The sequence below is a fragment of the Asticcacaulis sp. SL142 genome (genome assembly GCF_026625745.1).
Lineage (GTDB): Bacteria > Pseudomonadota > Alphaproteobacteria > Caulobacterales > Caulobacteraceae > Asticcacaulis.
Genome location: NZ_CP113061.1, coordinates 2,266,260 through 2,287,006 on the forward strand (window position 1 = coordinate 2,266,260; position 20,747 = coordinate 2,287,006).

Below are 20,747 nucleotides of genomic sequence, written 5' to 3' on the forward strand. Positions count from 1 at the left end.
TTTCATTTCGGATAGAGTATCATGCTGGCATTAAACACAGCCATCGGTGGGCTGATGAGCGCACAGGCGCGCTTTGACAAAAGTGCGGTCAAAACGGTTCAGGACATCGCTCAGGGTAAGGATATCGTCAGCGATTTCGTCGATCAGATCCAGGCCCGCACCGCCTTTGAAGCCAATATCAGCGTCATCAAAACCGTCAACGAAACCACCGGTCGTTTGCTGGATATGAAGGCCTAACAAGGGGGCAAGCCCCCTTGACCCGTAACTAAGCAAGTTATTCCACAGCCTTGACCCGCACTTTAACGTGGCGGACGCGGTCTTGGTCATCGACCACCGCCACATCATAGAACCCTTCCTGAGCCGGATACCATAAGGGTGCGCCGTCGGCCTTGGGCAGGGCCTCGCCATTGACATACCATTGCAAACCCTTGCCCCGCGCCGACAGTTTCAGGCCGCGCTTGAGCGTAAAATCGCCGTCCGCTCCCCGCGCACGTACCTCGACAAACACCGTTGATCCATCGGGCGGAAACAGGATCACCGGCCCGGCACTTACGGTTTTCATCTCTTTCAAGGCTTCCGGCGGGCGATCCGGCGTCAGCACATTCGGCAATTGCGCGGGTGCCTGCAACTGATCGACCACATCGAACAATAAAGGTGCCGCCGCATCGCGTCCGGTCATGTCGGCCCGCGCCCCGCCATCAGGTCGCCCCGTCCAGACCAATATGGCATGTCCGCCCGCCACCCCCACCGCCAAGGCATCACGATAGCCATAGGATGTGCCGGTCTTATAGGCCGGACGATTGGCCGATTTCATCAGCGCCCCCGGCAACCGCCCCGCCGGCGCAGGCGTCTCCCGCAATATCGCCAATGTTTTTTGCGCCGCCTCCGCCGTCATCAGTCGCGATCCAGGCTGATATGGCCGCAGCCGGGCCTCAGTTTCCGTCCAGGCCAGCGGCTTGACCACGCCATTGTCCCCCAAGGCCGCATAGAGCGACGCCAGATCAGACAGCTTAATCCCGGCTCCACCGAGCGCCAGCGCCAGACCGGCCTCCTTCAGCCCCGCCTTGGGCCGGATCAGATGAATACCCGCCCCGTCCAGCCTTGAGGAAAACCCTTCGGCCCCGATTCGGTTCAGCACCGCTACTGCCGGGACATTCAACGAATTGACCAGCGCGTCTTTGGCCGACACCTCGCCGTGGAATACCCGGTCGAAATTTTCGGGCTGATAGTCACCAAAGCGTGTCGGCACGTCCATCAGGCGGGTTTCGGGGGCGATCACGCCGTCTTCAAAGCCAATGCCATAGATAAAGGGTTTCAGGCTCGATCCCGGCGATCTGACCCGCTGCATCATATCGATCCAGCCCCCCGCGCGATCTAAACCACCGGAGCCGACACTGGCCCTGACAGCGCGGGTTTTGATGTCAACCACCATGATGGCGACCGAACTGTTCAGGCCTTGTGCTGCCGCGGTTTGCCGCGCCAAGGCCTCCAGCCGCGCCTGCAACGGCGCATCGATGGTGGTGATGACCGTCGCCTCTAAGCCCCCGACCTGTCGCGCCAGACGGCCCGCCGCATGCCAGGCCAGCGCCGGAAAGGCCGCCCGGCGCGTCACCAGCGGTTCCTCCATCGCTTCTTGCGTCACGGCGGGCGTAATCGCACCCCTATCTTGCAGGCGCAGCAAAACCTCATTGCGGGCATTCAGCGCGGCCTTGGGGTTACGGTCGGGACGACGCGCTTCGGGGGCTTGGGGCAGGGCAATCAGCAGGGCCTGTTCGCCAATCGTCAGGCTTTCCGGCTCATGGCCAAAATAGGATAGTGAGGCCGCGCGCACCCCCTCAAGGTTGCCGCCGTAAGGGGCCAGGGTCAGATAGATCGACAGGATTTCGCGTTTGGTGTAACGGGCCTCAAGCTGCACCGCCCGCACCACTTCGATCAGCTTGGACAGGTAGGTGCGGTCCTTGGGTGACAACAACCGCGCCGTCTGCATGGTAATTGTCGATCCGCCCGACACTACGGAGCCTGCCTGAATATTAGAGGAAAAGGCCCGTATCAGCGCCAGCGGATCGGCACCGTGATGAAGATAAAAGCGCTCATCCTCGATGGTTAGCAAATGGCGCACAAAGCTTTTGTCCGTACGCTGAATATCGGCCCTGATGCGCCAGCGCCCGTCATCGACCGGCAAGGCCCTCAGCCAGACGCCGTTGCGATCCAGCGCCACCGCCGAGGCCTTTTGGGCCTTGGACATATCCGGCGGAAGGATAAAGTTCACCGCCGCGACGACCACCTGAACCGCGAGGAACCCGATCAGGGATTTGATGAGGATAGGTATCCTCCTCCCCTGTTTACGGGGGAGGTGTCGCCGGTTACCGGCGACGGAGGGGGCAAGCCACCTGACAAGCCACTGGCGCATTACCCCACCTTCCGGCCCGTCGGGCCTCCCTCCTCCCCTGCAACAGGGGAGGTTTTACCGCCCTGCAATGGTCACTCGCGATCCCGCCGTACGGGCATAGAGATCGGCGCGGTAGAGGTCTTTCACCTCGGCGCCCGGCAGATAGAAATCCCCCGGCGTGGTCGCCCGCGCAATATAGGCCATGGCAAAACCATTGGCCGCACTGACATCAAGGGCGGCGACATAGCGGTCATCGCGCGCTTCCTGCGCATCCAGCGCCGACAAGGTTCCCGCAAACCGGAACGGCCCAGCATTCGTGTCTTCATTGGTAAGCGTCGTCTCGATCTCAAAGCCCGCCGGCAGGGCATCGTCAACCACGATCGGGCGGGTCTGGGCATAGGATGACCGGCCCGAAATCACCACCAAAACCTTTTGACCTTGGGTCAATTGCGCCGGATTAATCCGCGCGCCATCGAGTGTGTAATAGGCTTTTTCCAGCGTAAAGCCCTTGCTCTCAGACGGTGGCCCCATCAGCGGATTACCCGTTACCGTCACCGTCCGCCACAGCGGGCCGGAACCGGTATTTTTGAAACGCGCCTGCGCCACCGCCCCGACATTATAACGCGCCAGCGACCCTTGTGATGGGATGATCGCCACCCCTTGCGCGTCGATTTTTATCGGCCCCGCAGCCTTAAGCATATAGGACGCCGCCCGCAGGATAAACGCCTGCTCCTGCGTGTTCAGCCGCTCAGGATCTTTCATGGAGGTTTCCAACCGTTTGGCCAGATCGGCGGCAATGCCAGTTTCCCCCGCTTCATAGGCCAGCGCCGTCACCCCGGCCAGATCACGCAGCGGCGATTGGTACCAGTCATGGGGGTCTTTATAGCCCAGCGCCTGCACCGCCTGTTTAAAGCCGGAGCGCGCACGCGCCTTATCGCCCATCATCGACAGCGCCGCCGCCACCTGCGCACGGGCCAAAGGTGAGCGCTCGGATTTGAACTGCACATCATGATACCAGCGCAGGCGCGCCAGATCACCGTTGCCGCCCTTAGCCATAACATAGAGCGCATAGGCCGAGGCGCGCGATCTGATCTGGGCGGTAATGTCGTCCTTTTGCAGACCGAACCAGCCGCCATCATAGGCTTTCAGCCGGTAATTGACTGATGTGAATCCATCCGGCCGCGACATATCACGCATGGCATTCATGGCCTTATCGAGTGCCTCTTGCGGTACATAGACGCCCTGTTTTTGTGCCTCAAGGATAAAGTCGGTAGCAAAGGCCCCGACAAACCCTTCGGCGGCACCGTCACCGGCTTTCCACAGACCAAAGGCACCGTCCGCCGACTGACGATCCAGTATCCGGCCCACCGCCTGTTTGAGGATCATCTGACCGCGCGCCGAAGTTTTGGCATCGGTCAGGGACGGCGACACATAAAGCCACGGATAGGCGGCCGACGATATCTGCTCGGTACAGCCGTAGGGATAACGGTTGAGTGCTGCCGCCAGCGGCGTCGGATCGATACCGCGGAACGGCGAATAGGAGACCTGAATGCTGATCGTGCCGGGTTGCAAGCCCTCAAGCAGTGCGCGCGACGGCGCATAGGTCTGGTTCACGCCCTGTTGCTCGGTAAAGACCTGGGTGCGCGTGCCCCAGCCGTTGCGGGTTTGCAGTGGGTAGTCTTCGTTGAAGCTGTAACCCTCGGCCTTGAGCGACAGATTGACCGCCGAAATCCCGGCCCGCTGCGGGGCGTTGATTTCAATGGCTTCCTGAACCCGCTGGCCGGTGCCCAGATTAAAGGCTTTTTTGAATTGGACGAACAACCCTTTGAGGCCGGTCACCACCGCTTCGTAAAGGCCTGATCTGCCTTCGACATTATTAAGCTCCAGCGTGGCAAAAGCCTTATCGCCGGGGGCCAGAAAGCGCGGCAGGGCCAGTTCGGCTACCACCGGTTCGCGCACGGTGATCGTCTCCTGTGATGACCCCACCGCCTCATCGGTCCAGGCGACGGCCATGACCTTAAGCTCACCGTTGAATTTCGGCACCTTAAGCCGCACGATCGCCTTACCGTCAAAGCCGGTTTCCACCACGCCTGACCACAAGGCCACGGTCTTGATCGGGGTGACGGTCAGGCCTTCGCCGCCGATCTGATCGCCGCCATAGTTAAGCTCTGCCGGAGCCCCCAGATTGGGATCCAGCAGCCGGCCATAGTCATCGCGGTAATCGACCCCCAGCGCGCGCTTGCCAAAATACCAGCTTATCGGATCAGGGGCCTTAAACTTGGTCAGGTTGAGGATGCCCTGATCGACCACGGCCAGCGACAGACGCGCCCGTTCGCCCAGCTTGGCCCCTGATACCTTGACCGGCACCTCAAGCCAGGCGTCGCCAGCCTTATCGATCACCGGCTTTTGCGGCGTGCCTTTCGGGGTATCGACGGCGACCGTTAATTTGCGCGATTTGGGATCGAGCGGCACATAGATCAGGCCCATCGCCCGGCGCGGCTTGGGGGAGGCGACCGGATCACGCGGCTGCATGACCGAGACCATGATATAGACTCCGCCGCCCCAACTGGCATCGGATTTCAAGCGCACCGTCGTGCCGTCTTCACCCACGCGGACATGTTTCATGTCGATCAGACGGTCAGACGCGACCGCAATTTGCGCTTCGCCCTCATAGGGTGGTTTAAGGGTCAGAGTGATGGTGTCGCCCTGCACATAGGCTTTTGTGCCCGCCGACAAACGCACGAAATCGGGCGCATCAGCGGACTTGGCCGGATTACCCCAGCCGGAGGCAAAGCGCACGACGGTGCGCGCCCCCGTTTGGGGATGCTCGATCTCAAGCCGGTAATCGCCCCAGTCGAGATTACGGGCAAAGTTCAGGCCGGTACCCGCGTTGAGATCATAGTTCGTTTCCGACACGACCACATCGCGGGCGGTGCGCCGCCACGCCCAGCGGCCATCCTGTTGATACCAGTCGTAGTTCCAGTTCTCAGAGACCAGCCGCACCTTAACGCCAGAGGCCGCAATCTTTTGTCCCTGCGCATTGACCCCGATGATATTGAACCCAAGACGCGGCGCTTCGTTACCCTTGGTGTCCTGAGCGTCGATCTTAACCCCCAGATAGAGCGGCTTTGTCCGTATACGGAGCGTCGCCGATTCCTTGACCGGACGCCCACCCGGTTCAAACACCGATGAGGTCAACAGCACCGATAGCGGTTGATCCGTATCGCCCGCCACCGAGGCCTCCAGCGGGAAGGTCGCCTGCCCCTGACCGTCGGTGACGGTTTCGGGCAGATTGACATATTTTTCCTCAAACGGGTTTTGCTCATTGCCGAAGCGATAGTCTTTAAAGGCCGGGAAGGGGTTGGTGTCCGCCCGCACCCGCGCCTCACCGCCCACCGTCAGGCCGGAGCCTGTCGCCCCATAAAGGAACCGCGCATTGACCCGCACCGCGCGCGCTTCATCGGGCCGGGTCAGGGGTCTATCGGCATCGGCGGCAATATCGACGCCCAGCCGCTGAGGCGCGAAATCTTCGACCGCGAAGGCTGCCGAACCCGACGCCCCTTCGATCCCTTCGACCTCAAGCCGGGCCTGCCACTGACCGCGGGGGGACGATTTGGGCAGGGCGATATCGGCGGCGACATAACCGTTTTCGGACTTATCGAATTTCACCCGGAAGGCTTCGACCCCGGACGGACGGGTGACGATAAGCGCGCCCTTACGGTCCTTAAGGGCCTTACCCTGCGGATCGCGCACCAGAGCGACCACATGCACTGTCTCCCCCGGACGATAGATACCGCGATCGGTATAGAGATAACCATCGACCATGCCCGCACCGGCACGGCCAGAGGTCACTGCCTCATCCTGCCGCCCGCCGACGCCCTTGGCTGACAAATCAACCGGCGCCCGGTCAAGATCAAGGGCGGTGAAGTCTTCGGCGGGGCCATAGGCCATGACCATCTTGGGCGTCAGTGCCCCTTCGCCTTTCAGCAGGGCCGGATTAAAGCGCACCCGCCCGTCGCTGCCGGAGCGTCCTTCGGCCAGATCTTCGCCGTTACGCGCCACTAAGGCCACGCGCACGCCGCTTAAGGGCTTGGCCGATTTCAGGGAGCGCACCACCACATCAAGGCCTGCCCCCGACGCCGGATTGCCGGAATAGGTCATCAGCGCCATGTCGGTATAGAGTATCCAGCGACGCGCCTGAGCGGGCTGGTCATACTGCGCCTTATCGCGTCCACCCGACGCATCGCGCACCTTAATGACATAGGCGCCCGGTTTGAGGTTTTTCAGCACCGCCCCCAGCGGGAAAACCGTCGTAATCCGCTCACCATTGCCGGCGCGTACCGCCACCTTACCCGACCAGACCTTACCGCCGTTTTCATTGGGGCTGTCTTCGCCCCATTCATAGTCGTAATCACCCTCTGAGACCGGATCGGGGGCGGAGATATTTTGCCGGACCAGATTGCGGTCCGCTACGCGCCAAACCTCAAAGTTAAGCGCGGTGACGTTGAGCGTTTCAACCGCCACACCGTCGGAATCTTCGCGCGGCAGGATGACGCCTTCACCGGCAAAGCCGACATAGGGCGGCTTTTCACCAAAGGCAAAGTCAAGATCGACATTTTTCTCAAGCTTATCATTGCCCTTACCCGGCAGGCCTTTCAGCAGGGTGATGCGCCGGTCGGTAAATCCAAACCCGGATACACACAGGTTTGCCCCCTTGACCGACACGGCCGGGGCCGACGGTAATTCAGGCGAGACCAGCACATAATCGCCGTAGGGTTTCGACGGATCAAGGTCGCGGCTGAACTCGACGCAGGCGCGCGGTGACGCCGCTGAGGTATCCAGGCTTTGTTTCCAGACGGCAAACCCGGCCGGTTTTTTATCGGCGGCACGCGGGGCATTTTTGTCGCGTGGCTTACCATAGAGATTACCGACGGTCTCACTGATCGACACGGCCTCCGATGAGCGATTGACCCGCCCGCCGCCTTCGGTCGCCTTGGCGGTTAAGAACCCAACGCAAAACCCGGAGATAAGTACCGCCGCAGCCCCCGTGATCACGGTACGGTTTTGCCAGTCGAACATGTTTGCCCCGCCTTGTTTGCTGCACCATGACGCACCCCAAGGGTTTGCTCATCGGCAATATTTGTTGCAAAAGAATAGCTGATTTAATGAAAGATCAATCTTTGTTTTGTGAATTAACCAAATTATCTTACAGGAAGATTTAAACCCTTTTCAGGCACCCGATTTGGCCTGTGGGGTGAGGTTAAGACTTTCGGATCAGGAATAGCCTTTTGGGTAGACGGTTTTGAGTAATTTTTCCCGTGTCATGGCGTTGGTAGTGGATGATAACCATTACATGCGGGTTATCGTCTGCACCATGTTGCGTGCCATGGGGATCACCAATATCCGCGAAGCCTCGGACGGGGCCGAAGCCCTTGAGATCGTGCGTGACTGGCGCCCTGACGTCATCATTGTCGACCTTGTGATGGAAACGATCGACGGTATCGAATTTACCCGGCTTTTGCGCACCGGCACCGACAGCCCGCACCCTTATGTGCCGATCATCATGATGACCGGCCACACTGACCGTTCCAAGGTCATTGCCGCGCGCGATGCCGGGGTCAACGAGTTTGTGGCCAAGCCCCTGACGGCGCAGGGCCTGATCAGCCGCATGAAAAGCGTCATTGAGAATGAACGCGCCTGGGTCAAATGCTCGACCTATACTGGCCCGGACCGCCGGCGCCGCAAAAATGCCGCCTATCCCGGACCATACCGGCGTGCCTCGGACAAGGCCGAAGGAAAAGCATAGGAACCCCCCAGTTTTTTTCGCCAAGATTTTTTATCGCCAAAGCTACGGTTTCAGGCTATGGCAAAGGCCATGAGCCAGTCCCAGATTTCCCCCGATCATCTCACCTCTTCTGACACGGTTTCCGCCGCATCAGGTGGTAAAACCTCGACCTTTGGCTTCCGAGAAGTCCGATGCGAAACAAAAGGTCAATCTGGTACACGGCGTCTTTAAAAACGTCGCGTCCAAATATGACGTGATGAACGATGTCATGTCGGTCGGTGTCCATCATTTGTGGAAAGACGCCGCCTGCGCGCGCCTCAATCCTCAGCCCGGTGAAATCATTGTCGATTGCGCGGGCGGTACCGGTGATATCGCCCGCAGGCTGGCTAAGCTGGCACGGCGCGCCAAAGCCAGACGTGGGTCGGACAAAGACGCCCAGATCCGCGTCATCGACTACAATCAGGCCATGATTGAAGCGGGTATCGCCAAAGGCACTGAGCCGGAACTGACCTGGACGGTTGGAGACGCCATGAACCTGCCGCTCGATGACGCCAGCATCGACGCCTACATCATCTCGTTCGGCATCCGTAACGTCGCTGATGTGTCGCAGGCCCTGCGTGAAGCCAAACGCGTGTTGAAACCCGGCGGGCGGTTCCTGTGCTTAGAGTTTTCGCATCCGAAATCAGGCGTGATCGCGTCAGTCTATGATGCCTATGCATTCAAGGTCATCCCGTTCATGGGCCAGATGGTGGCCGGTGACCGCGAGTCCTATCAGTATCTGGTCGAAAGCATCAAGCGCTTCCCCGATCAGGATCGTTTCGCGCAGATGTTAACTGAGGCCGGTTTTAAGCGCGCAACCTATACCAATTTCACCGGCGGAGTCTGTGCGCTGCATCACGGATGGGCGTAAGGCGGAGATATGGTTTCCACCTTGAGTTCCTTATCGCGCCTGATCCGCTCAGGGCTTGTGCTCCTAAAGCATGACGCCCTGATCCCGGTTGAGGTCAGCGATCAGTTGCCGCCGATCTGGCGCTTTCCGGCCAATGTGCTGCGCGCGTTGTTTGCCCAAAAAGGGACCAAGAAAGGCCCAAAACTGCGGGTCGGCATGCGCTATGCGGCCGCCTTTGAGCAACTGGGGCCGGCGTTTATCAAGCTGGGTCAGGTGCTGTCGACGCGGGCTGATATTTTCGGCGACGAATTTACCGACGATCTGCGTCACCTTAAGGATCAGTTGCCGCCGTTTCCCAAATCCGTGGCCGAACGGGCGGTGGCAGCTGCGTTAGAGCGCCCCGTCGATCAGCTATTCATCGAATTTGGCGAAGTTATAGGCGCCGCCTCGATCGCGCAGGCCCACCGGGCGGTCCTCAAAGACGGCCGCACGGTCGCGGTCAAGATCCTACGGCCCGGCATTGAAGACACCATCGCCCGCGACACCGCCATGATGCGGTTGGTGGCGAAGATGGTGCACACCCTGTCGCCCGCCTCCCGCCGTCTGGAGCCACAGGCCTTTGTCGAAGCGGTCGCGAAATCGCTGTTGCTTGAGCTTGATCTGCGCCTTGAGGCCTCCGCCGCCGATGAACTGGGTAAAATCATCAACGAAGAATCGTTTATGAGCGCGCCCAAGGTGGTGTGGAGCTATGTCTCAAAGCGCGTCATGGTCACCGAATGGGCGCGTGGCGTGGCCTTAAGCCGCCCGGACGCCCTGACCCAGCCCGGCATTGAGCGCAAGGCCATGGCCGACAACCTGATCCGGGCGTTTTTGTCGCAGGCGCTTAACCACGGTGTGTTCCATGCCGATCTGCACGAAGGCAATCTGTTCTGCGAAGCACCCGATAAGCTGATCGCCATCGATTTTGGCATCATCGGTCGGTTGAAACCCAAAGAGCGGCGCTATCTGGCCGAAATGCTGTGGGGGTTCCTGCAGCGCGACTATAAGCGCGTGGCCGAGGTTCATTTTGAAGCCGGCTATGTCCCAAAGCATCAGGATGTCGATACGTTTGCGCAGGCCCTGCGTGCTGTCGGTGAGCCGGTGCTGGGCCTTGCCGCCACCGATGTGTCGATGGGCAGGCTGTTGCAGCAACTGTTTGAAATTACAGCGCAGTTTGACATGCACCTGCGGCCCGAACTGGTGCTGCTGCAAAAAACTATGGTCAGCGTTGAAGGTGTCGCGCGGCGCATGTATCCGACCCATAATCTGTGGGAAGCGGCAGAGCCCGTCGTTAAGGCGTGGATTTCGCGCGAACTGTCGCCCCTGGCCGAAGGACGCAGGCTGTTTGATCGGCTGGTCGAACGCCTGCGCGATGAAGAGGACGGCGAAAGCCTGCTGACGGTAGCCAATGCGCTCAAGATTCAGGAACTGAAAACCGCCTTAAGGCAGAGTCAAAGCCTGGGCGTTATTGCCATTGCCGCGTCTCTGGTGACCCTGGCGGCGGTGATCATACTATCACTATAGATTGGCCCTATAGACCCGGCATATCGATAAAAGCGTTTTTGATATGCACCGGCCAGGCCATTGGCCCGACGGCGTAAAGATCAATATTCAGATCAAAGCGCGACAGGTTTTTGCGTTTGGCCTGTAGCGATAACCCCGCCTGCCACAGCCGGTTTTGCTGATCGGGTGTGACGGCCTCAAGTGCTTCGGCCACCGTGCGGCGCTGCTTGACCTCGACCATCGCCAGCCGGTTGCCTTTTAAGGCCAATATATCGATTTCCCCCTGCGGGATTTTCAGGCGAAACCCCAGTATGCGATAGCCTTTGAGCATTAAATGTATCAAGGCGATATATTCGGCCCAGTGGCCGCGCCGGTGGGCCTTTGATCCGCGTTCTGATCTATTGGTCATGATCTTTCAGCTTCAGCGCGCGATTATAAATCTCTTTGCGCGGCAGCCCATAAATCTGGGCCAGTTTCTGCGCGGCTTCCGACGGCGACAGGGTCTCCAGCGCCGATTTCAGCGCCTCATCGATATTGTCCCGCGACGGCGCCACATCCTCTGGTGGGCCCAGCACGACGACGATCTCACCCTTGGGCGCAAGCAAGGCCGGATCGGCCACCAGCGCGCTTAGGCGCCCGCGCACGCAGGTCTCATAAAGCTTGGTCAGTTCGCGGCATACCGCCGCGTCGCGGTCACCCAGAACCGCCAGCATATCACTCAAACTATCATGCAAGCGCGGGCCGGTTTCAAACAGAACTACGGTTGTGGCTAAGGATTTGAACTCGGCCAGAAAGCGCTGGCGAGCCGTGGTTTTGTTGGGCGTAAAGCCTGCGAACATAAACCGGTCAGTCGGCAGACCGGCGATACACAGCGCCGCCAAAACCGACGACGCGCCGGGGATGGGGTGGATTTTCAAACCGGCGTCGTGCGCGGCCTGTACCAGCCGGAATCCGGGATCGGAGACCAAGGGTGTACCGGCGTCGGATATCTGCGCCACCACCTGACCTTCGCGCAGACGGTCAAGTATTTGCGGCAAGACCTGCGGCCCGGCATGGTCATCATAGCGCAGCAGAGGCTTTTTGATGTCGTAAGCCCCCAGAAGCTTTCCGGCCATGCGCGTGTCTTCGGCCAGCACGACATCGGCGGCCCTCAAGACGTCGAGCGCGCGCAGGGTTATATCGCGCAGATTGCCGATCGGTGTCGCCACACAATAAAGACCGGGCTCAACAGGACGGGGCGGCGGAGCAAACAGGGATTCGGACATATCAGGACAATAACTCATAAAGCAGGCGATCCAAAACCACCCGGCCTTTGGGTGTGGCGCTCAGGCGATTATTTTCGATGTTAAGAAAGCGGTCAGTGATCAGGCTCATGGCCCGCGCACGGATATCGAGGGTTTTAAACCGCTCAAGATCAACGCCGTCACGCAATCGCAGGCCCAGCATCAAAGCCTCCTCGTCGGCGGCTTCGGGGGTCAGGGCTTCCCGCGCGACACCGCTGCCAGTCATCTGAACCTGGGCCGTATAGGTCAGCAGATCGGACAGGGCAACGGTTGCATAACGCACATCATTGATCGTCAAACGGCCATGCGCAGCCTCTTTATTGGGTCGCGGCTGCCCGTTTTCCCCATCCGTTGGTAGGGTCAAACGGCCGTGCGCTCCGGGGCCCACGCCGATATAATCGACACCCTCCCAGATAGCGCGATTATGAGCCGATTGAGCGGCGCGGCCCTTGGCATGGTTTGACACCTCATAGGCCTCAAACCCCAGACTTTCTAGGACAGATTGGGTCTTATTATAAAAGGCCTCGCCCATCTCAGGTGGCGGGATTTTGAGCGTACCGCGCCGCGCGGCACGCCCGAAGGCCGTCCCCGGCTCAAGGCTTAGCTGATAAGGCGAGATATGCTCGATCCCTAGCTGCGCCGCCAGCGTCAGCTCGTCGGCCCAGTCGGACAGGATCTGATCCGGCAGGGCATAGATCAGATCGATCGATACCCGTCCAAACACCGCTCGCGCCGTCTCAAGCCCGATCTGGGCCTCACGCGCCGAATGGTTGCGGCCTAAAAATTTCAGCGCCTGGTCATTCAGCGATTGCACCCCCAGCGACAGACGGTTGATGCCCGCCGCTTTGAACGCCTCATATCGCGCAATTTCCGCATCGGTAGGATTGGCCTCAAGCGACACCTCGATATTCCCATCGAAGGGAAACAAGGCCCGCGCCGTCGCCACAATTTCGGCCACCCATTCGGGCTTCATCAGGGACGGAGTACCACCGCCGAAGAAAATACTGACCAGATGGCGCGGCCCCAATAGATCCGCATGGGTTTTCAGATCGGTGAGAATGGCTTCAAACAGAGCGGTTTGACGCGCCGTTTGCCCGCGATCGCGTGTGACATTGAAATCGCAATAGGGGCAGATGCGCGAACAATAGGGCCAGTGCACATAAAGGGCGACTGTATTAATCAAACAGCGCGGCCTTTAACTGCTCAAACGCCAGATGGCGGTGGCTGATACTGTCTTTTTGCGCTTCGGGCATTTCGGCAAAGGTGAGGCCGTAACCTTTGGGCTGAAAGATCGGGTCATAGCCAAAACCACCAGCACCTCTGGGGGTGACGATATCACCGTCGATGCGGCCTTCAAAAACCACCGCATGTCCCTCCGGCCACGCCACCGCCAAAGCACAGGTAAACCAGGCATGGGTGGTGAACTGCGCGTCATGGATCTGCGCCTGCAGCAATTTGTGATCGATGATTTCCATGGCGCGGCGGAAATCCTTATCCGGCCCGGCCCAACGCGCACTATAGATACCCGGATCGCCTTTTAATGCGGTAATGCTGAGGCCGGAATCATCGGCCAGGGCCACGATGCCCGCCGTCATGGCCGCATGACGGGCCTTCAGGATAGCATTGCCGATAAAAGAGTTTTCCGTCTCATCCGGCTCCGGCACGTTCGCGTCTTTGGCGCTGATGACCACAAACCGCCCGCCAAGGAGGGATGATATCTCCTTCGCCTTGCCCGGATTGTGGGTGGCGGCGATCAGTTCTTCACCGGAGATCAGTTTAAGGCTCATGTAAGGCTCTGGCTATGGACGTTTGTTTCTTTGTAACGATGCGCCGCAAAATGAAAAGCCCCAAATGTGACATCGCGCACATTACAAAACATTAGGTGGCGGCCCTTGTTAAAAATGATTATCGTGGCGCACCATCTGACACTTAGGTCTTGAGGTTTAAGGCAATTTCCATGCGGTTTTTAGGGCCCAGATCGATTTCCAGCCTGTTGAAGACGGCGCTGGATGTCGTCTATTTCGGCCTGTTCGGGCTGATTATCGGGCTTGTGCTGGCGACTTTGAGCCTTTTGTCCGTACCCACCCTCGCGACCGAAGTGGTCACCCGGCTAAATGTGTCCGTGCCGCTGGACGCCGGATCGCAAGCGGTATTGCTGCTGGCCTTTGGGATATCGCTGGGCGGATATATGATCATCATGCACTGGACGCGGCAGGTGTTTCGTACGCTTGCCGAAGGCGATGTCTTTCACCCCGACAATACCCGCCGCTTACGCTGGATCGGGTTTGGTCTGGGCGGGCTGGAGGTCTTTGGATATGCCGCGCGGTTTCTGGTCGAACGCGCCTACGGCCTGCACCTTGAGCCGGTCTATGGTGTGCGGGCGGTCACGACATGGTTCTCGGTCTTGGTGGTATTTGTGCTGGCCGAGGTCTTTAAAGAAGGCGCACGTCTGCGGCAGGAAGCTGACCTCACGATATGATCCGTATACGTCTTACCGAACTTCTGGCCCAGCGCAGGTTGTCGATCGTTGAATTGTCCGACCGCACCGGCATCAGCGTGCGCAACCTCGAAGTCCTGCGTGATCAGGCAGCGGTGGCGGTACGGCTGCGCACACTTGATGCGCTTTGTCGGGCGTTGAAGTGCCAGCCCCATGACCTGCTGGAGTGGACCGAGACCACGCCCGAATAAGTAATTACTTTCCCAACGCTTTGTTTTGCAAGGCAAACAGCTCGGTCGCCCCGGCATGAGCCAGATCGAACAGGGCATTAAATTCATCGCGTGAAAAGCCGCGCTTTTCGCCGGTCGCCTGAATTTCGACGGCATCGCCAGAGCCGGTGATAACGAAATTGGCGTCGGTTTCGGCGTTCGAGTCTTCTTCGTAGTCGAGATCCAGCACCGGTGTGTCCGCAAAAATCCCGCACGAAATGGCGGCGATCTGATCCAGAATCGGGTTTTTCGAGATGACTTTTTCGGCCAGCAGATAATTACAGGCCATCGACAACGCGACCCATGCCCCGGTAATCGCCGCGGTGCGGGTGCCGCCATCGGCCTGAATAACATCGCAATCGATGGTGATCTGACGCTCACCCAACGCTTTCAGGTCAACGACCGCGCGCATAGACCGGCCGATCAGGCGCTGAATTTCCTGTGTCCGCCCGGACTGCTTACCGGCGGCGGCTTCACGGCGCGAACGGGTGTGGGTCGAGCGTGGCAACATGCCGTATTCGGCCGTGACCCAGCCCTGACCTTTACCTTTGAGGAAAGGCGGCACGCCCTGTTCGACGCTGGCGGTCACCAGCACCTTGGTATGACCGAACGAGACCATGCATGAGCCTTCGGCATAGCGCGTTACGCCGGTCTCAATCGTCACCGCCCGTAACTGATCCGGCTTGCGGCCAGACGGACGGATGGTTTTGAGCGCGTTTAAAGCTTCGAACTGAGACATGGACTTAAGACCCCGAAAACAATGGACCCTGCCGTATCAGGTCTGCCTGCAAATCACAACCCAAGGCGCTATCCAAGCCGAACGAGGGCTAATCCCGACGTTCGGGCAGTTTACGCGCCACCGAACAGTCCTGATTGGCGCAGATATAGGTGTCATTGTCCTTCAGGAAGATATTTTCGCTGCTGTCTTTGGTGATGCCGCGCTTTTTCCACTTGTCGGTGCGGATGATATCGGCCCGCAACGGCTCAACCCCTTTGTTGTCGGGGGCCGCCTCAGTTTCATATTCAGGCGGCAGAGGTTTAATGACCTCATCACTTTCACGCAGCGGGCCATAGACCTGCGTTTTGCCTGTATCCGGCTTTGACACCGTCAGCGCCACCGCCGATGCGGCCGCAAGCGTTGCCACCGCCATGACCGACGCCCGGATTATCCCCTTACCCATCACCCCGCCTCCTTATGTATATGAGCGAGATTTTACCCCATTGATGGCATTTTGAAGACACAAAAATATCTTTCCATAGGCCCATAAGAACCCTATCCTTAAAGGCAATGATCAGATCCCCTTTAAGCGCATCTACTATATTATCGTCCGGCGCCTCCCTGACCGAGCTGGATGCGCGGGCCCGTGACATTTTCCGGCAGGTGGTTGAGACCTATCTGGAAACCGGGGAGCCGGTCGGATCGCGTACCTTATCGCGCAGTGGCGTGTCGCTATCTCCGGCCTCTATTCGCAACACCATGCAGGATCTGGCGCATCTTGGGCTTTTGTCCGCGCCGCACACCTCATCGGGGCGGTTACCGACCCATCATGGACTTCGTTTGTTTGTCGATGGTTTGCTGGAGATCGGCGACCTGAGCGAAGACGCCAAACGCGATATCGAAGCCCGCCTGACCTCTAAAGGCCGCAGCTTTGATGTGGCCTTGCGCGAAGCCTCCTCCATGCTGTCGGGTCTGGCCGGTGGGGCGGGCGTGGTCATGACCCCCAGCTTTGAGGCCGGAGTCAAGCATGTCGAATTTATCCTGCTGGGGCCGGATCAGGCGCTGGCGGTACTGGTCTATGATGACGGTCGGGTGGAAAACCGTTTAATGACCGTGGCGCTTGGAACCACGCCGTCGGTGCTGATCGAAGCCTCGAACTATCTCAATGCCCGTATCCGTGGTCGCACACTGGGGGAGGCCAAGCGCGAACTGGCCGCTGAACTGGCCGAAGAACGCCAGAAACTGGATGAAGCGGCATCGGTTCTGATCAATCAGGGGCTGGCGGCCTGGTCGGGTGAAGAAGGTAATAAGCGCGCCCTGATCGTGCGCGGGCGGGCCAACCTGCTGGAGGCCTCTAGCCTGGATGACCTTGAGCGGGTGAGATCATTATTTGAAGATCTGGAGCAAAAAGAAGAGCTGATCGAGCTGCTGGATGATGTGAAAGACGCGCAAGGTGTGCGAATTTTCATCGGATCGGAATCGAAACTGTTTTCTTTATCCGGTTCGGCTGTTATTGCAGCGCCTTACATGGCCGGTCAAAGTCAGAAGGTCGTGGGCGCCATCGGTGTAATCGGCCCGGCACGGTTGAATTACGCGCGGATCATCCCACTTGTTGACTACACCGCCAAAATTTTAGGCCGCCTGCTGGACTAAAGGCGGGTGGCTTAATTTGTTTAACGCGCATTTGATTCCGAAAACCGCTTACACTTTTCGGAATGCGCTCTGTGATTTATCAAGGGACAGATATGACGGACGAGAATTTGGAAGAGGGCGGCGCGGATCTGGAGCAGGACGCCACCGAAATCTTGCTGACCGAACTTGAGGCGCTCAAAAGCGAGAACGCGGCCCTGAAGGAACAGGCTCTGCGCTATGCCGCTGAGGTTGAAAACGTCAAGCGCCGTACCGAGCGCGAAATGAACGACGCCCGCGCCTTTGCCATTCAGCGTTTCTCACGCGATCTTTTGGGCGTGGCCGACATTTTGGCGCGCGCCCTGCAATCGGCGCCGAAGGATATTGAAGACGCCGCGTTCAAGAACTTCGTGCTCGGCATCGACATGACCGAAAAGGAACTGTCGCAGGCCTTTGAGAAAAACGGCGTCAAGAAGGTCAACCCACTCAGGGGCGACAAGTTCGACCCGAACCTGCATCAGGCGGTGATGGAAGTCCCGGCCGAAGATGTGACCGGCGGTGCCGTCGTCAATGTGATGCAGACCGGTTATGAGCTGTTTGGGCGCATCATCCGCCCGGCCATGGTGGCGACCGCCGCCAAGACCTCAGCCAACACGGTAGCGGCTGCCGCCGCAACCAGCGCCTATGCCCATGAGACTGACACCAGCGACGATCCGGCAGTTGATACAAAGGCGTAAGGTCTGAAAACATTTCGCACTTTAAGGGTGAGCCTCGCGGCTCACCCTTTTATTTTGTGGATGCGGTAATGAAATTTCGGGGCCGTCGTTGCTGGTTTTGCCGCCATGGCCCGCACACGGTCTTCGGCCCCGGCGATCAAATCAGGGATCAGGTCGGCTTCGGGCAGGTTCTTCCAGTATTTTTTCGGCATTTCGGTCTGCATCATCTTCACCTTCAGACGCGCCGGATTGAAGATATTGGCAAAATAGGTTCGCCACAGATCATCGGTGTCATCCACCAGTTCAGGATTGCGGGCGGGTTGGGCGGAGACCGTCAGGGCATCACCATCCCAGCTTGCTGATCCTTTCGGCGTGGCGATCACCCAGTCCATATCGGTGAAGCGCCGCTGAAAGAAACCGGCGGTGCGGCCGACGATATAATGATCCGGCTCAAACCAGGCCAGAAACTGTCGCCGGGCGCTTCCCTCCAGTGCGGGAAGTTCCTTGAAACGCACAAAGGCTTTCATCTTATGGCTGTCGCGCCCGACCGACTTGGCCATCTGATGGGCGCGGACCACATCAGGATCGGTCGTGATGCTCAGCAGATGGCGCTCCGTCTGCAACCGCCACAGCAGTCTGTAGAGCACCGCATAAGCCGCCAGATCGGCATGACAGACCACAACCTGCGCACATTCGACAAAGGCACGCGGCACGGAAAAGGTGGCCTTGGTTTCAGCGATTGCTTTATCCGCGCCAAACAGATCGTCTTTCAGCGTCTCTCTGTCCAGCCATTCCACCGCGTCAGGCTGGATGCCCGCACAGAGCAGGTGTCGCGCGTGTTCGCGCCATTCCTCAAAATCCCCACGCCGGTCGATGACGATCCTCATAGCAGGCTCAACTGCTCCGGACGCGGCATGAACATGGCCTTGAGGTCACTGGCATCGAGCAGATTCATGGGTGTATGGCCGTCCGCCACCACAAACGCCTTGACCTTTTTCAGTGACACCTTGAGCCGGGCCAGATCCTCCATTTTCAGGCGCTTGTGACGACGTGTGGTCAGGATCGACATCACCGTCTTGACCCCAAAGCCCGGCACCCTCAGCAACATTTCTTTGTCAGCACGATTGATATCGACTGGAAAGCGATCACGGTTTGCCAGCGCCCAGGCCAGCTTTGGGTCAAGCTCCAGATCAAGCATGCCGTCCGCCCGACCGTGGGTGATTTCCGCAATATCAAAGCCATAAAACCGGTAAAGCCAGTCGGCCTGATAGAGCCGGTGCTCCCGCATCAGCGGCGGTTTGATCAGCGGTAGATGTTGCGAGGAATCCGGAATGGGACTGAAGGCCGAATAATAGACCCGCCGGAGTTGATAGCCGCCATAGAGCCGCGCGCTGGTGCCAAGGATGGTGGCGTCATTGGTGACATCGGCGCCGATGATCATCTGGGTCGACTGGCCCGCCGGCACAAAGCGTTTGCGGCGTTTGGTTTTCAGTGTCGGCTCCCGCGCTTCGTCGATCTTAAGCTTTAATTCGCCCATCGAGCGGCGAATATTGGCCGGATGTTTTTGCGGGGCGAACGCTTCAACCCCGGCATCGGTCGGCAGTTCGATATTGATTGACAGACGATCAGCAAACAGGCCCGCCTCTTCGATCAGCTTAGCGGAGGCATCGGGGATGGTTTTGAGGTGAATATAGCCCTGAAAATTATGTTTGAAGCGCAGATCCCGCGCCACCCGCACCATTTCCTCCATCGTATAGTCCGATGAGCGGATAATCCCTGACGACAGGAACAGCCCCTCAATATAGTTGCGCCGGTAAAACTCTAAGGTAAGCCAGATGACCTCATCGACCGTAAAGCGTGCCCGCTCAACATTGGACGACGAGCGGTTGATGCAATAGACGCAGTCATAGATGCAAAAATTGGTCAGCAGAATCTTGAGGAGGGAAATACAGCGCCCATCCGGCGCATAGGCATGACAGATACCTGACCCTTCGGTTGAGCCCAAGCCCCCGGATCGCGAGGAATCGCGTTTGGTCGTGCCGCTTGACGCGCACGAGGCATCATATTTGGCAGCATCCGAGAGTATGGCCAACCGATGTTTGAGCGATTTTTTCATAATTGTTCATGATATGTTCTTAATTCAAAGCCGTCAATCGGTTTTCGTAGATTCGGGCTTGGCTGCATTTTGGGACGGGGTCAGGGCAATGGCCCGTCTGACCCGAACCATACCCTTAAGGATCAGATAGCCCAGCCCATAGAGCATCACCATCTGAAGCTGAACCTCAAGCTGGGTAATGGCCGGCACGACCATATCTCCGCCAAAGGTTAGCGGCCACAGCGCATCAATCAGGATCGCCAGCCCCAGACACATCAGGGCCTTGACCATAAAATGCGCCGCCTTTGCCTGGAAAAGGCCGATAAGGCTCGCCACCACAATCATCGGTACGACATTGAGCGACGTACACGCGGCCCACACCCCGTCCATAATCAGCCAAAGATATTCCACCATTTGCGACATGGCTGCACCTTGGTTTGAGCGGCGACTCAAGATAACGCCGTTTTTCAGGGTGTCGCGTTTTGACGCCGCCGTAAAGGTTTTAGGCGTGCTGAATGTGTCACAGAAGCTAAATTGTTATCGTCCGGTGGAGCCAAACCCGCCTGCGCCGCGCACGGTATCGTCCAGGGTTTCAACCACTGTCCAATCGATGCGGGCGTGCTGAGCGACAATCATCTGGGCAATGCGGTCGCCGCGATTGATGACGAAATCTTCCGCGCCCAGATTGATCAGAATGACGCCGACTTCGCCGCGATAATCGCTATCGACCGTGCCCGGTGAGTTGAGGCAGGTAATGCCGAACTTGAGCGCCAGCCCTGAACGCGGCCGCACCTGAATCTCATAGCCCAGCGGCACCGACATCTTAAGGCCGGTCGGGATCAGCGCCCGCTGCAGTGGTTTCAGCGTTATGGGCTTACCTTCGGGCACGGCGGCGCGCAGATCAAGCCCCGCCGAACCTTGCGTTTCATAGGCGGGTAATGGCAAACCGGCGGAATGGGGAAGCTGTACGATCTGGGCAGTGATGGTCATTAATA

The 20,747-nt window shown here is 58.7% G+C and carries 19 protein-coding genes and 1 pseudogene; 8 read left to right on the plus strand and 12 right to left on the minus strand.

Annotation, left to right across the window (positions count from 1 at the left end; translation table 11 throughout):
- The first annotated feature begins 21 nt into the window (after positions 1 to 21).
- A complete protein-coding gene (locus OVA03_RS10315) occupies positions 22 to 237 on the plus strand; it encodes a flagellar basal body rod C-terminal domain-containing protein (protein WP_267524287.1) in 216 nt (71 codons plus the stop codon).
- Positions 238 to 274: 37 nt separating this feature from the next.
- Here the strand turns inward: OVA03_RS10315 and pbpC are convergent, their stop codons facing one another.
- Both pbpC and OVA03_RS10325 read right to left on the minus strand, forming a co-directional pair.
- Positions 275 to 2,269, minus strand: a complete 1,995-nt coding sequence (gene pbpC, locus OVA03_RS10320) for a penicillin-binding protein 1C (RefSeq protein WP_267524289.1) — start codon at positions 2,267 to 2,269, stop codon at positions 275 to 277.
- A gap of 195 nt (positions 2,270 to 2,464) precedes the next feature.
- Entirely contained in the window at positions 2,465 to 7,468 is a 5,004-nt protein-coding gene (locus tag OVA03_RS10325) for an alpha-2-macroglobulin family protein (protein WP_267524292.1), read from the minus strand.
- Between the two features lie 256 nt (positions 7,469 to 7,724).
- Here OVA03_RS10325 and OVA03_RS10330 point away from each other — a divergent pair, with 256 nt between their 5' ends.
- The 3 genes and pseudogenes from OVA03_RS10330 (at position 7,725) to ubiB (ending at position 10,626) form a co-directional block, all read left to right on the plus strand.
- Positions 7,725 to 8,195 carry a response regulator gene (locus OVA03_RS10330; protein WP_373295579.1) on the plus strand — a complete coding sequence of 157 codons (471 nt, stop codon included), beginning with the start codon at positions 7,725 to 7,727 and terminating at the stop codon, positions 8,193 to 8,195.
- A gap of 69 nt (positions 8,196 to 8,264) precedes the next feature.
- Positions 8,265 to 9,084, plus strand: a pseudogene (locus OVA03_RS10335) (class I SAM-dependent methyltransferase).
- A gap of 9 nt (positions 9,085 to 9,093) precedes the next feature.
- Positions 9,094 to 10,626, plus strand: coding sequence for a 2-polyprenylphenol 6-hydroxylase (gene ubiB / locus OVA03_RS10340; RefSeq protein WP_267524295.1), 1,533 nt, complete (start codon positions 9,094 to 9,096; stop codon positions 10,624 to 10,626).
- A 7-nt stretch (positions 10,627 to 10,633) separates the two neighbouring features.
- Here ubiB and OVA03_RS10345 read toward each other — a convergent pair whose 3' ends face one another.
- From OVA03_RS10345 to rdgB, 4 genes are read right to left on the minus strand one after another with little or no spacing between them, the layout of a single operon-like run.
- Positions 10,634 to 11,014 (minus strand): YraN family protein, encoded by a 381-nt coding sequence (locus OVA03_RS10345; protein ID WP_267524296.1) that lies wholly within the window; start codon positions 11,012 to 11,014, stop codon positions 10,634 to 10,636.
- Positions 11,004 to 11,870, minus strand: a complete 867-nt coding sequence (gene rsmI / locus OVA03_RS10350; protein WP_267524298.1) for a 16S rRNA (cytidine(1402)-2'-O)-methyltransferase — start codon at positions 11,868 to 11,870, stop codon at positions 11,004 to 11,006. The genes OVA03_RS10345 and rsmI overlap by 11 nt, the downstream gene beginning before the upstream one ends.
- Position 11,871: 1 nt before the next feature.
- The gene (hemW, locus tag OVA03_RS10355; RefSeq protein WP_267524300.1) at positions 11,872 to 13,071 is read right to left on the minus strand and encodes a radical SAM family heme chaperone HemW; all 1,200 of its coding nucleotides are present in this window, start codon (positions 13,069 to 13,071) and stop codon (positions 11,872 to 11,874) included.
- Positions 13,064 to 13,675 (minus strand): RdgB/HAM1 family non-canonical purine NTP pyrophosphatase, encoded by a 612-nt coding sequence (gene rdgB, locus OVA03_RS10360; RefSeq protein WP_267524302.1) that lies wholly within the window; start codon positions 13,673 to 13,675, stop codon positions 13,064 to 13,066. Before rdgB ends, hemW begins: the two co-directional genes overlap by 8 nt.
- A gap of 170 nt (positions 13,676 to 13,845) precedes the next feature.
- Here rdgB and OVA03_RS10365 point away from each other — a divergent pair, with 170 nt between their 5' ends.
- Both OVA03_RS10365 and OVA03_RS10370 read left to right on the plus strand, forming a co-directional pair.
- Positions 13,846 to 14,367 carry a DUF2975 domain-containing protein gene (locus OVA03_RS10365; RefSeq protein ID WP_267524304.1) on the plus strand — a complete coding sequence of 174 codons (522 nt, stop codon included), beginning with the start codon at positions 13,846 to 13,848 and terminating at the stop codon, positions 14,365 to 14,367.
- Positions 14,364 to 14,576: a helix-turn-helix domain-containing protein gene (locus OVA03_RS10370; RefSeq protein ID WP_267524306.1), complete on the plus strand. Its 213-nt coding sequence runs from the start codon at positions 14,364 to 14,366 to the stop codon at positions 14,574 to 14,576. Before OVA03_RS10365 ends, OVA03_RS10370 begins: the two co-directional genes overlap by 4 nt.
- Before the next feature lie 4 nt (positions 14,577 to 14,580).
- On the opposite strand, the gene rph is transcribed toward OVA03_RS10370, so the two are convergent.
- The gene (gene rph / locus OVA03_RS10375; RefSeq protein WP_267527712.1) at positions 14,581 to 15,297 is read right to left on the minus strand and encodes a ribonuclease PH; all 717 of its coding nucleotides are present in this window, start codon (positions 15,295 to 15,297) and stop codon (positions 14,581 to 14,583) included.
- 124 nt (positions 15,298 to 15,421) lie between these two features.
- Positions 15,422 to 15,775 (minus strand): hypothetical protein, encoded by a 354-nt coding sequence (locus OVA03_RS10380; RefSeq protein ID WP_267524308.1) that lies wholly within the window; start codon positions 15,773 to 15,775, stop codon positions 15,422 to 15,424.
- Between the two features lie 107 nt (positions 15,776 to 15,882).
- Here OVA03_RS10380 and hrcA point away from each other — a divergent pair, with 107 nt between their 5' ends.
- Both hrcA and grpE read left to right on the plus strand, forming a co-directional pair.
- Positions 15,883 to 16,965 (plus strand): heat-inducible transcriptional repressor HrcA, encoded by a 1,083-nt coding sequence (hrcA, locus tag OVA03_RS10385; protein ID WP_267524310.1) that lies wholly within the window; start codon positions 15,883 to 15,885, stop codon positions 16,963 to 16,965.
- 92 nt (positions 16,966 to 17,057) lie between these two features.
- Complete coding sequence (gene grpE / locus OVA03_RS10390) at positions 17,058 to 17,678, plus strand: nucleotide exchange factor GrpE (RefSeq protein ID WP_267524312.1); 621 nt, start codon at positions 17,058 to 17,060, stop codon at positions 17,676 to 17,678.
- A gap of 41 nt (positions 17,679 to 17,719) precedes the next feature.
- Here grpE and OVA03_RS10395 read toward each other — a convergent pair whose 3' ends face one another.
- The 4 genes from OVA03_RS10395 to dut all read right to left on the minus strand — a co-directional run bounded on the left by OVA03_RS10395 (position 17,720) and on the right by dut (position 20,742).
- On the minus strand, positions 17,720 to 18,544 hold the full coding sequence (locus OVA03_RS10395) for a TIGR03915 family putative DNA repair protein (protein ID WP_267524314.1): 825 nt from the start codon (positions 18,542 to 18,544) through the stop codon (positions 17,720 to 17,722).
- Entirely contained in the window at positions 18,541 to 19,773 is a 1,233-nt protein-coding gene (locus OVA03_RS10400; protein WP_267524315.1) for a putative DNA modification/repair radical SAM protein, read from the minus strand. The genes OVA03_RS10395 and OVA03_RS10400 overlap by 4 nt, the downstream gene beginning before the upstream one ends.
- Before the next feature lie 33 nt (positions 19,774 to 19,806).
- The gene (locus tag OVA03_RS10405) at positions 19,807 to 20,175 is read right to left on the minus strand and encodes a hypothetical protein (RefSeq protein ID WP_267524316.1); all 369 of its coding nucleotides are present in this window, start codon (positions 20,173 to 20,175) and stop codon (positions 19,807 to 19,809) included.
- A 114-nt stretch (positions 20,176 to 20,289) separates the two neighbouring features.
- Positions 20,290 to 20,742, minus strand: a complete 453-nt coding sequence (gene dut, locus OVA03_RS10410; protein ID WP_267524317.1) for a dUTP diphosphatase — start codon at positions 20,740 to 20,742, stop codon at positions 20,290 to 20,292.
- Positions 20,743 to 20,747 lie beyond the last annotated feature (5 nt).